At 40.0% G+C, this 12,035-nt stretch carries 12 protein-coding genes; 2 read left to right on the top strand and 10 right to left on the bottom strand.

What is annotated here, in order from left to right:
- From chrA to AWW67_RS05310, 6 genes are read right to left on the bottom strand one after another with little or no spacing between them, the layout of a single operon-like run.
- Positions 1 to 1,185: a chromate efflux transporter gene (gene chrA / locus AWW67_RS05335; RefSeq protein WP_245620798.1), complete on the bottom strand. Its 1,185-nt coding sequence runs from the start codon at positions 1,183 to 1,185 to the stop codon at positions 1 to 3.
- 13 nt (positions 1,186 to 1,198) lie between these two features.
- On the bottom strand, positions 1,199 to 2,173 hold the full coding sequence (locus AWW67_RS05330; protein ID WP_062300586.1) for an isopenicillin N synthase family dioxygenase: 975 nt from the start codon (positions 2,171 to 2,173) through the stop codon (positions 1,199 to 1,201).
- Between the two features lie 53 nt (positions 2,174 to 2,226).
- Complete coding sequence (gene recO / locus AWW67_RS05325) at positions 2,227 to 2,916, bottom strand: DNA repair protein RecO (protein WP_062300585.1); 690 nt, start codon at positions 2,914 to 2,916, stop codon at positions 2,227 to 2,229.
- Positions 2,916 to 5,129: a type IX secretion system anionic LPS delivery protein PorZ gene (gene porZ / locus AWW67_RS05320; protein WP_062300584.1), complete on the bottom strand. Its 2,214-nt coding sequence runs from the start codon at positions 5,127 to 5,129 to the stop codon at positions 2,916 to 2,918. The genes recO and porZ overlap by 1 nt, the downstream gene beginning before the upstream one ends.
- 35 nt (positions 5,130 to 5,164) lie before the next feature.
- Positions 5,165 to 5,770, bottom strand: coding sequence for a thymidine kinase (locus tag AWW67_RS05315; RefSeq protein WP_062300583.1), 606 nt, complete (start codon positions 5,768 to 5,770; stop codon positions 5,165 to 5,167).
- A gap of 1 nt (position 5,771) precedes the next feature.
- A complete protein-coding gene (locus AWW67_RS05310) occupies positions 5,772 to 6,095 on the bottom strand; it encodes a 2Fe-2S iron-sulfur cluster-binding protein (RefSeq protein ID WP_053223523.1) in 324 nt (107 codons plus the stop codon).
- A gap of 33 nt (positions 6,096 to 6,128) precedes the next feature.
- On the opposite strand from AWW67_RS05310, the gene AWW67_RS05305 reads away from it, so the two are divergent.
- Positions 6,129 to 7,124: a DUF8457 domain-containing protein gene (locus AWW67_RS05305; protein ID WP_062300582.1), complete on the top strand. Its 996-nt coding sequence runs from the start codon at positions 6,129 to 6,131 to the stop codon at positions 7,122 to 7,124.
- A gap of 27 nt (positions 7,125 to 7,151) precedes the next feature.
- Here the strand turns inward: AWW67_RS05305 and AWW67_RS05300 are convergent, their stop codons facing one another.
- From AWW67_RS05300 to AWW67_RS05290, 3 genes are all read right to left on the bottom strand, one after another.
- Positions 7,152 to 7,373, bottom strand: coding sequence for a hypothetical protein (locus tag AWW67_RS05300; RefSeq protein ID WP_053223521.1), 222 nt, complete (start codon positions 7,371 to 7,373; stop codon positions 7,152 to 7,154).
- A 42-nt stretch (positions 7,374 to 7,415) separates the two neighbouring features.
- Entirely contained in the window at positions 7,416 to 8,930 is a 1,515-nt protein-coding gene (gene gltX / locus AWW67_RS05295; protein ID WP_062300581.1) for a glutamate--tRNA ligase, read from the bottom strand.
- 90 nt (positions 8,931 to 9,020) lie between these two features.
- Positions 9,021 to 9,404: a RidA family protein gene (locus AWW67_RS05290; protein WP_053223519.1), complete on the bottom strand. Its 384-nt coding sequence runs from the start codon at positions 9,402 to 9,404 to the stop codon at positions 9,021 to 9,023.
- A 49-nt stretch (positions 9,405 to 9,453) separates the two neighbouring features.
- On the opposite strand from AWW67_RS05290, the gene AWW67_RS05285 reads away from it, so the two are divergent.
- The gene (locus AWW67_RS05285) at positions 9,454 to 10,122 is read left to right on the top strand and encodes a 3-hydroxyacyl-CoA dehydrogenase family protein (RefSeq protein WP_062300720.1); all 669 of its coding nucleotides are present in this window, start codon (positions 9,454 to 9,456) and stop codon (positions 10,120 to 10,122) included.
- 52 nt (positions 10,123 to 10,174) lie between these two features.
- Here the strand turns inward: AWW67_RS05285 and glmS are convergent, their stop codons facing one another.
- Entirely contained in the window at positions 10,175 to 12,010 is a 1,836-nt protein-coding gene (gene glmS, locus AWW67_RS05280; RefSeq protein WP_062300580.1) for a glutamine--fructose-6-phosphate transaminase (isomerizing), read from the bottom strand.
- Positions 12,011 to 12,035 lie beyond the last annotated feature (25 nt).

Below are 12,035 nucleotides of genomic sequence, written 5' to 3'. Positions count from 1 at the left end.
CTAAATATTCGGTATAAAAATTCCTGCCAGTAGCCCAGCCAAAATGATAAATGGGGGTGGTATTTTGGTGTAAGTAAGCATTAAGAAAGTGCCGATAATCACACTTACATTCAATACATTGTTTTCGATGGGTTGAAAAAGAACGAAAGCGGCAGCTGCCACCATGCCTGCACTGGCCGCGTTAATTCCTTCCAACGAAGCCCTTACAACACGGTAGCGTTTTAGGTCATCCCAAAAGCGAATAACAAAGAAAATCAAGAAGGTACCGGGTAGAAAAATTCCGCAGGCGGCAACAAAACCACCCAAGATTTGTGCACCCAATCCCATCTCACGAACAGACAAAGCTCCAACAAATGAGCTTACTGAAAACACTGGGCCAGGAACAGCTTGTACCATCGCAAAACCTGAAAGAAATTCTTCTGAGGTAAGAAAGCCTTTAAACTCTACAAACTCTGTGTGTAAGAAGGGAATCAATACTTGCCCTCCGCCAAAAATCAAACTTCCGTTTCGATAAAAATTCTCAAAAAGTAATACAAACCTATCTTGAGTAACAGCACCTAATCCAGCGGCTGTTAAAAGCACCAATGCCCAAAGCGTAAAGTTTCCCCATTTGATTTTTATCTTTTGTTTCTCTTCGGGAACCTGTTTTTTGTATTTGAATGCTGTAAGTGTACCAGCAAAAATCAGAACCAAAGGCAAGGCTATCGGTTTAGAAATAAAGTAGGTAACAATGGCCGAAAGCGCCATCAATCCACCAGCCGTTCGGGTTGTGACAACTTTTGAAGCAATTATATAGGCGCCATAGCTTACAAAGCCTACAGCCATGGGCTGAATAAATCGCGTAAACTCTAAGCTCAGGTTTTTGGTTTGGTAAGAGTCTACCAAAATGGCGGCCGTGGTCATAACAGCAACTGCCGGCAGCATCCAAACCAATAAAGTAAGGTAGGCTAGATTTGCTCCACCAATTCTAAAACCAATGGCAGTTATGGTTTGGGTAGAAGTTGGACCAGGTAAAATTTGGCAAAGCGCATTCAATTCTATTAATTCTTCTTCGGTGAGGTAGCCTCTTTTCTTCACCATGATTTTAATGAGCATGGCAAAATGAGCTTGGGCACCACCAAAGGCACTTACCGCCATGAGTAAAACATCACGCAGAAAAATATAGTATCGAATACGCTTGATCAAAGCTCGAAGTGCTTTACTTCTTTTTCAAGCCTAACTCAATAAGCCTTTCATTCAGAAACTCGCCAGCCGTAATGTCGTCATACAGCTTTGGATGATCCGCATCAATACAGCTTTCTAGGCAAGTCAAATCCATGTCGGAACGCGGATGCATGAAGAACGGAATTGAAAAACGTGAATTCTTCATTAGCTCTCTTGGCGGATTTACCACCCTATGGATTGTTGATTTCAGCTTATTGTTGGTATGACGCGAAAGCATATCGCCCACATTTACTACCAATTGCTCTGGCAAAGCAGTGATCGGAATCCATTTGCCGTCATTTCTCAACACTTGAAGACCATCGGCACTGGCTCCCATTAAAAGCGTAATCAGGTTAATGTCGCCATGCTCAGCTGCACGAACCGCATCATCAGGTACTTCGTCTGGGTTTTCTATTGGAAAGTAATGTATAGGACGCAAAATGCTATTCCCATTCTTTACTTTATCATCAAAATAATTCTCAGGTAAACCTAAATAAAGCGCAATGGCTTGTAACATTTTTATACCTGCTGCCTCAATGGTTTTATATACTTCTAGCGCAATCTCTTCCATTTCTGGAAGTTCTTCTGGCCAAATATTATCTGGGTATTCGTTTTTTATCGGGTCGCCATCGGTTACCTCTTGGCCAACATGATAAAACTCTTTCAAGTCGCCAGTTTTACGACCTTTGGCGTGTTCTTTACCTTTGCCTATATAGCCACGCTGCCCTGCTAATTCTGGCACTTCGTATTTTTGCTTAATGTTGTCGGGCAACATAAAGAACTTCTGAATAATGGCATAAAGCTTTTGCGTTTGGGCATCGGAAAGTCCGTGATTTTTAATGGCAACAAATCCAATATTATTATAAGCTTGGCCTAGTGCATCTACAAATGCTTGTTTTTTGGCTGGGTCACCCGAAGTGAAATCGGCTAAATCTAGTGAGGGAACCTCATCGTATAATTTTTCGCTCATGGCTCAAATGGTTAAAAACAGTCTAATTTATTAAATATTCGTTATAGAGTTCACTATCTCAACACCTCTTTCAGTACTTCTAACGATTTTATTTCATTTAATCCTGAAACGTGAATCTGATAAAACTTAATAATATGTGAGAGCACATCACGTCTGAGCTGACTACTCAACGTTATTTCGTCTCCCAAAGGCTTGTTCATTAAATCAGAAATAATTGCTCTTTCAGCTTCTAAAGTAGAAAAGTGAACACCATGCTCACCTAGCTCTTCAATAAACCCTTCGGCAGATTGGGGTTCGAAGCCCAAGTAACCGCTGCATTTCATTAAAAACTGTAAATGAAAGTTGCTTATGTTCGTTTCCAAATGATCGAAAATAACCATGGCCTGATGCACAAAATCATAAAGGCCTTCGTTTTCCGATTCTTCTCGCAATGTTTTGCTGAGCATTTCGGTAAGGAAAATCCCTATTCCGGTTTTTACTGGATTAAAAGGAATAGAGCTATAACCATAAGCAAATCTGGCTTCAGAAATCCGCTGTAAGTCTTTACCGCTCTTATGATACACTACCAAATCGAGTAAGCTCAATGGCTGGTAAAGCGCCATTTTTCCTCTTGATTTTGCACTCCGAACGCTGTTCACAATATAGCTTTGCATACCAAAGGCTTCAGTAAACACCCGTACTATGACGGAGGTTTCTCTATATTTTATATAGCTCAAAACTATGCCTCGGGTACGATGTAGCATTAGATAACCACTATTTTACCAACAAAGGTTTCTGTACCATCGGCATTCGAGCTAAACACCAAATACACACCGGTTTTCACTTTTGCACCGTTGTTATCGCGGCCGTTCCAAATGGCTGTGCTGCCATTGGCTTTGGTTTCTTTTACCAGCTTACCCGAAATGTCAGTAAACTTTACCGAAGCATTATTCACCAGTCCATTAATTACAATTTGCCCATCGAAATTTGGTGGTACTGGGTTAGGATAAATCTTTACATTTTGATGTTCGAAAGTACCTTGAGTAGCATCGCCTTTAAAAGACACCAAGCCTTTGTCTGTTCCAACAAACACTTCTCCCGAAGTTTCTTCAACATAAACCGAAGTGATGGTATTGGAAATGAGCGGGCTATTTTGAGTAGTAAACCTTTGCACCAACTCCTCACCCGTTTCGCTAAACAGCCAAAGCCCATTATTCTTCGTTCCGAACCATTTACGATTAGCTGGGTCGATTGCCACGGCAGTAATATTTTCATCGCGAAGCAAAAGGCGATTTTCATAAATAGGAATACTGGCTGTTAACGCTTGGCCTTGAAGAACGGCATTCAGGTTAGGAAAAAAAGCGATCCCTTCGTCAGTTCCCACCCATAAAAATTGGTTTTTATCCAATACCAAAGCAGTGATTTTACTTCCTGGCAAACCGCCCTGCCCACCATTGGTGTTCAAGTATCGTTCGGTGTTACTGGTTTCATTGAACACCAAAATTCCGCCTCCGCGACTATCGTCTATAGGAAGCCATTTATCGCCATTGGGTGCAATGAAAAGCGAAACCGCATATCTTGCTCGAGAGTTGGTCAGAGAATAAGAGCGCCAACTATCCTCTTCAAAATTCCATTCGTGAAGAACATTCAATGTTCCATAATCAGTAACCCATAGCGAATTCTCGCTCTTAGCCAAGCCAGTGATTTTAACATTCCCACTTGTATTCAAAGTGGTATTAGGTGAAATTTCATTAACCGAGCGAATGTTTCCTTCTGAATACAAGAAGAGGCCTTCATTAAATGAAGCTAAAACCAACTTGTTCTCTCCTGAAAAAGAAATGGATTCAAAATCCAACAAATCTTGAATGCTATCTCCTTGACTATTCACGACAGCCAAGCTTTTCCAACCCTCGTCAAACGAAAAAGAAGAGAAAAATGAGGCTCTATTTAAAGCCGAAAGATTATCGTCAAATCCGCCTGAAAGCTTAACCGTTTGTTCTTTATTCTTCCCTATCAACCAAGTATTGTCGTAGGCTGGGCCAGAAGGTTTGAAGGATTGTTGACCATTAGACTCTACCTTGAGCAAGCCATCAAAGCCATCGCCCACCCACCAATAATTCTGATAGCGCAATAATTCATTTCGGGAAATTCCTTGTTTTGGAAAGCTATATTGAAGGTTAAACTGATTATTGTCGAAAGAAAAAATACCGGAATTGGTTAAAATCAATGGTAAGTCTGAATCGGAAGTAATTGCCGTAATCGATGCATCAGATGAAGTTTGATACGACCAACTGCTTCCATTGAAGGCAAACAAATCCGTAGTTGAACTAGCGTAAAGTTTCGACTCTACTTCATGAATATTCGAAAAAGGAATCCCAACAAAATCTCTTTCCCAATTATTGTAATCTTGGCGATTAACTCCGTTCTTTAAGCTGACTGAAAGAATTCCGCTTTCGGTAGCAGCATAAATGCGGTCATTCGAAAATACGATCTCTAAAACACTTACACTTTCGCCATTCACACCTATACTCTGGTACGATTCGATAATTTCTTCGGAGGAAAGGTCTAAAACGATAATACCTAAATCTCCGGACAAGTAGGCCTTTCCATCATTGAAGGCGATATCCTTAAATGATTTATTGGTAGTTGTTGGTGCTTCGAGTACTGTTCTAATGTTGTGTATACCATTAGCTGAAAGCAAATCTATATTTCCATTTGCATAACCAATCACCAGTGTTTTGGAGTCAGAATCGTAGCCAATAGCGCCAATACTCACATCGGAAAGTCCGTTACTTTTTGTAAGTCTGTTGACAGAGTTTTCGGATAGATCGACAAAGAAAAGTCCGTTGGGGGAAGCGGCATAAATCAACTCGCCTGCCGCAGCAATGTCAATCACATTATTATAGCTGATGTGCGACCGCCAATTAAAAACTGGAATCTGACCTTGTGCAAAGCTGGTTTGCACTGCAAGGAGCATGACGGCTCCTAAAGTCAGACTAAGCAGGCGTTTGATCACTTTTTCTTATTTCTCTTTTTTTCTTCGAGTCCCTTGTAGAAGTATTTGCGGTTTCGAGCTTCGTAAATATCCTTTTCACCCAATTCCACTGTCCTTTCAGAGTCGGAAAGTTTGTATGAGAACGAAGCTAAGCTACCGCTCACTGTACAAATAGCATGTAATTTGGTTACAAATTCTGCAATTGCAAGTAACTGAGGCATGGGGCCGAAAGGATTTCCTTGGGCGTCCATATCTAAACCAGCAACAATTACCCTCTTCCCGTTATTGGCCATGGTTCGGCACACATCTATGATTTGATCATCGAAGAATTGTGCTTCGTCAATTCCTACCACATCGCTTTCACCGCATAAAAGCAAAATATCGGACGCGAACTGCACTGGCGTAGACCGAATCACGGTATTATTGTGTGAAACTACGTTCTCTACATCGTAACGCGTATCGATAGCTGGTTTAAAGATTTCCACATTCTGTTTGGCAATAGTAGCCCTTCGGAGGCGCCTAATTAGCTCCTCCGTTTTTCCAGAAAACATACAGCCACAAACCACCTCGATGGATCCTGACGCATGTTCTCCTGCTATTTTACCTTGTGGTTCGATAAACATACTATGCGGTATAGGTCATATGAGGAAATTTATTTTTGTCAGCTACGCGAACTTTCACATCACCCAGTAACTTTGCCTGGCAAGCCACACGTTCTCCAGGTTGAAGCTTACCAGCATCGAAAAGCAGTTGCTCTGTTTCTTCAATCGGGCTCAGTTGGTCTGCTCCTTCTACTACTATAATTTTACATGTGGTACAACGGCCTTTTTTACCGCAAGCGTGCATCCAGTCGATTCCGCTTTCGTGAATAATATCCAGTACCGATTTAGAGTTATCTGTGTTAGAAATCTCTTTATTGTTCAGGTTTTCAATAGTGATCTGTCCCATAATTTTTAATTTACAAAACAAAAGAAATAAGCCATGAGCTACAAGCTAAAGCAAGAATCAATCTCGAGTTTTTCTACTGCCACTGCTGCAAACATATGTACTGAGTTTTTTGCTGGAAAAAATAAGATCAGCGGAGAGTCCATTATGAGTCTCACCGATGTCAGACAAGTGAATTCATTTATTATTGAAGCATTATTTACCCAATGGCAAGCCGAAATGGCCCGCCTGAGAAGTCCTTATTTTAATTACGAAGCAGAAGAGGTTCAAATAGCGCTTAAAGAGTTTATGAATACCCTTTCAAACCACATTAGTATTGGCCGAGGGCATTTAGAGCCACTTTTGAGTAAGGCAATTGAGGCCACAATACTATTGACTTTCGCTCCAAAGAAATTTCTCTTAAGCTATTTGTTAGATATGAACAGAGAAAACCTTCCAAAAGGCAAGCTAAGGTACATCAAAACGCATACAGAAGGATTTAAATTAATTTTTGAAACCGCAAAAACACCGATTAACCCTGCTTATTTGGGTAATTTATTCGATTCAATGAGTTCTCATTTTGAAATTCCCGAACCTATTGAGTTTCTACAAAAGTTAAAAGCTGAAAACAAACTTGATCTCCTTTTCGAGAAAGAAGTAGTAATTGAGCCAGCCCCAGCACCAATTCACACACCAGAAATAGAAGAAACACCAGAGGTAATAAACACTGTTGTTAACAAGCATGAGAATGGTAAAGAAACCATTAATGATCGGTTCAACGGAAATACAACCGCACCAACACTAGCAGAAAAGCTGCAGAAAAGTAATAGACAGCCGCTTGAAAAAACACTTACCTTGAATGAGCGGATCATGTTTACTAAAACACTTTTTGAGGGCAATCAAGAATTAATGACGAAGGTGCTTGAAGAGCTTGATACAGCGAACAGCATGGATGAAGCTTTGGCAAAAACCCAGCCATACAATAAAAAATGGGATATTGAAGGTGATGAAATGGACGCCTTTATTCAGGTATTAAAGAGAAGATTTAATTGATTTCAAAAAATTTGAGAAGAGGAATTTTTATTCCTCTTCATCACTTTCTTTACTCTTAATTTCATCCAGATCATCTCGATCTCGGAGCTTCTTATCATCAACATTCTTGTTCAAGAACTCATTGATTTTATCAATTGACAAGGAGTTACGAATTTCTCCAAAAGAGTCGATCTTGATTTCCATTCCTTCAAGCTCTTTATTCACCTTTGGCTTCTGATCCTTTTGTTTACTCTCCTTTTTCCTTGCCATGTTATTATTATTTATATCAGTCCTAGTCAGTAACGGAATGACTTAGTTTGATGTTTTTAAGGATTCAATAGCTGTATTAATTCGGCTAACTGTTTCTGCTGTTCCCAAAATAGAGATTATCTCCATGAGGTCTGGGCCACCTCCTGCTCCCGTTAAAGCCAAACGCAATGCGGGCATTACTTTTCCAAGCGGAGTATCGTCTGTTGCTAGTACGGCTACAAACTTCTCTTTTGCTTCTTCTGGGCTAACCTTTTCAAGCTTAGCTATTTCCTTTGCAAACTCAGCCAATTTCTTAACCGCTTCTGCCGTCCATTTTTTATTTACCGTTTTCTCATCGTAAGTGCTTGGTGCAGAAAAGAAGAACTCTCCGTTTTCCAAAATATCGGAAACGAAAGTAATACGCTCTTTCATTGAGCCAGCAATAGTACTCAATAGCTTTAAATCTGCATCTATATCGCTTTCTGCTTTCAGCATTTGAGCCAACTCATCATTCGACTTGTTCTTCAAATATTGCTGATTGAACCATTTCGCTTTTTCAATGTCGAATTTGGCTCCCGATTTATTGATTCGCTCCAACGAAAATTCAGAAATTAACTGATCCATAGTGAACATTTCTTGCTCTGTACCTGGATTCCATCCCAACAAAGCCAAGAAGTTCATACAAGCTTCTGGCAGGTAACCAGATTCCTTAAAGCCTTTTGACAACTCTCCTGTAACTGGGTCAGACCAATTCATTGGGAATATAGGAAAGCCCAATTGGTCTGCGGCTCGCTTACTTAACTTACCGTTACCATCGGGCTTGAGCAACAGTGGCAAGTGGGCAAATTGTGGCGCTTCCCAACCAAAGGCTTCATACAATAAAACATGTAAAGGAGCCGAAGGCAACCATTCTTCACCACGAATTACATGCGTGATTTCCATCAAGTGGTCATCCACGATATTCGCCAAATGATAGGTTGGCATTCCGTCTGACTTCATCAGCACCTTGTCATCTAGCGTGGTGGTATTTACTACAACCCAATCCCTAACTACATCTTTAAACCGGACATCATCATTCTTAGGCATATTAAAGCGAATCACATAAGGTTCATCAGACGCCAGCCTCTGCTCAACCTCCTCGGCAGACATTGTCAACGAATTTTTCATTTGATTTCTGCTGATGGCATTGTATTGTGGGTTTGCCATGCGTGCTTCTTTAAGTCGTTCACGCATTTCATCAAGTTCTTCTGGGGTGTCAAAAGCGTAGTATGCTTTTCCTTCAGCAATCAGTCTGTCAGCATATTCTTTGTATAGAGATTTACGATCAGACTGGCGATAAGGGCCAAAATCGCCTCCAGTTTGCGGGCCTTCATCTGGTATAATACCACACCATTCCAATGATTTGAGAATATAGTCTTCAGCCCCTTCTACATAGCGGTTTTGGTCGGTGTCTTCAATTCTAATAATGAATTTACCTTCGTTTTTCTTGGCAAATAAATAATTATAAAGAGCCGTTCTAACTCCTCCAATATGTAAAGCTCCTGTTGGGCTAGGGGCAAATCTTACTCTAACACTCATGAAATTTAATTTGGGCGCAAAAATACGCAAAAGTCAAGTCCATCGCTAAGAATGACTTGGTGATTTACAATGAATTAAAATTTATTTGGATTAAAGATCTACCGCAATGCACGAAATTTCAACGTTCACATCTTTAGGTAGCCTGGCCACCTCAACGCATTCTCTTGCTGGAGGGTTCTCTTTGAAATAAACACCATAAGCTTCATTGATGGTAGAAAACTGGTTCATGTCTTTAATAAAAATTGAACATTTCACAATGTTATTGAATGTCATTCCAGCTTCGGAAAGAATGGCCTCAAGGTTCTTCATTACTTGATGCGTTTCTTCTGTAATGTTCTCATTGATCATTTCGCCAGTAGCTTGATCAAAAGGAATCTGACCTGAAATGTATAATGTATTACCTGCTTTAACGGCTTGGCTATAAGGCCCTATTGGTGCTGGGGCATCTGGACTATTAACGATTATTTTCGACATGTTCGGATTGTTTGATTTAATGAATAATTTTGGGGCAAATTACACATTTATGAAAATTCTAGTCATCGGTTCCGAACAGAATATTGAAGAGTTTAAATTAAAATTTAATACGGGGCATGAATGCCGCTTCGAAACGGACTATGATTTCGAAGAAGACCTCTCCTCATTTGATTGTGTTTTTGATTTTTTCATTGGTGATAGCCCTGAGCAATTCGAGATATTTAGCGCATATGAAGGGCTTAACCTATTCGTAAACGCTCCTAAAATATCACTCGCAGAACTGGCTTATTACCAAGAAGAACTGAACTGTAACCTTTATGGGTTTAACGGTTTACCGACTTTCCTGAATCGAGATATTCTAGAAGTTTCAGCCTTGAATGATAAGGCCCAGTCGGGTTTGGCGGACCTATGCAAAAAGCTAAACACTGACTTTGAAATGGTTGTAGATCGTGTTGGGATGGTAACTCCTAGAATCATCTTCATGATTATTAATGAGGCCTTTTATACGCTTCAGGAAGGCACAGCCTCAAAAGAGGCTATAGACACAGGCATGAAGTTAGGAACCAACTACCCTTTTGGTCCTTTTGAATGGTGCAAAAAAATAGGAATCAACAATGTTTATGAAGTTCTTGAAGCCTTGTATGACGATACTAAAGAAGAACGATATAAAATATGTCCAATGCTTAAAAAGGAATACTTAAGCCAAGTTTCGCATTAAAAAAGGGAGCCTATTGAGCTCCCTTTTCATTTAAGTATATTTTTAATTTCTATTATTCAACAGTAACCGATTTGGCCAAGTTTCTAGGCTGATCTACATTACAACCTCTCATTACCGCAATATGGTATGATAACAGTTGTAATGGAATTACAGCAATAAGTGGCATCAATGCATCACTAATGTGAGGTACTTCAATCACATAATCAGCCATTTTAGGAATTTCAGTATCACCTTCAGAAACGACTGCGATTACTTTACCTTTTCTCGCCTTTACTTCTTGAACGTTAGAAACAATTTTCTCATAACTACTGTCCTTAGTAGCAATTACTACAACTGGCATTTCTTCGTCTATCAAAGCAATAGGGCCGTGTTTCATTTCTGCTGCAGGGTAACCTTCTGCATGTATGTAAGAAATCTCCTTCAGTTTCAGGGCTCCTTCTAGGGCTACAGGGAAATTGAAACCTCTACCTAAATAAAGGAAGTTTCTAGCATCTTTAAATACTTTAGCAATCTCCTCAAGTTGATCATTTAGCAGCAAAGCCTTAGCCACTTTCTCTGGTACTGATTCCAGCTCAAATAATAATGCTCTGTATTTGCTTTCAGAAAGAGAGCCTTTCTTCTCAGCAATCATCAAGGCCATCATGGTGAGTACCGAAATTTGAGCAGTGAATGCCTTGGTACTTGCTACACCAATTTCTGGCCCTGCATGCGTATACGAACCAGCATGTGTAGCTCGTGCAATCGAAGAACCCACAACGTTACAAACCCCTATAATGGTAGCACCTTTCGACTTGGCCAACTCAATGGCAGCCAATGTATCAGCCGTTTCGCCTGATTGCGAAATAGCAATTACTACATCCTTTTCATTTACGATAGGGTTTCTATACCTAAATTCAGAAGCGTACTCTACTTCTACCGGAATTCGACAGAACTCCTCAAATATGTATTCAGCCACTAAGCCAGCATGCCAAGAGGTTCCGCAAGCAATAATCAGGATTCTATCGGCATTAACCATTTTGGTCACGTAGTCAAAAATACCACCTAGCACCAATTTGCCCTCTTTTGCTTGAAGTCGGCCTCTGAGGCAGTCACCTATTGATTTTGGTTGCTCAAAAATCTCCTTCAACATAAAGTGGTCGTAACCACCTTTTTCTATCGCTTCTAGTTGAATATCAATAGTTTGAACATAAGGAGTCATTTCAACGTCAGAAACATTCTTTATGGTAAGTTGCCCATCTTTAATAATGGCAATTTCTTGATCATCTAGGTACACCACTTCGTTGGTATACTCTATAATTGGAGTAGCATCTGAAGCAAGAAAGAACTCATCTTTACCCAAGCCTACAACTAATGGACTGCCCTTACGCGCGGCAATCATTAAATTTGGATCTTCCAAAGAAATAATAGCGATAGCATATGCCCCAACTACTTTATTTAATGCTAAGCGAACAGCTTCAGCAAGACTAACTTCAGAGTTTAAATATATGTCTTCAATAAAATTTATAAACACCTCCGAATCCGTATCGCTCTTAAAATCATAGCCTTTTTTAATCAGGTCGGTTTTAAGAGAGGAATAGTTTTCAATAATCCCATTATGAATCATTGCCAATTTACCTGAGTTTGATAAATGTGGGTGAGCATTTACATCGTTAGGTTCTCCGTGGGTTGCCCAACGCGTATGCCCAATACCAATATTACTCTTTAAGTTTTCTCCTTTAGCAAAATCATGGAGATCTGCTACCTTTCCTTTTTTCTTGTAAACATTAAGGTCGCCATTCAACAAAGCCACACCGGCACTATCGTAGCCTCTATACTCCAAGCGCTGTAAACCCTTGATAATTACTGAATAAGCTTCTCTATGACCTAAATAGCCAACTATTCCGCACATACGATTTTTTTTTTTATTGGATAAA

The organism is Roseivirga seohaensis, from assembly GCF_001592945.1.
In the GTDB taxonomy this organism is placed as follows: domain Bacteria; phylum Bacteroidota; class Bacteroidia; order Cytophagales; family Cyclobacteriaceae; genus Roseivirga; species Roseivirga seohaensis.
Note: the sequence above shows the minus strand (reverse complement) of the source record. Positions and strands in the feature narration are given on the sequence as shown.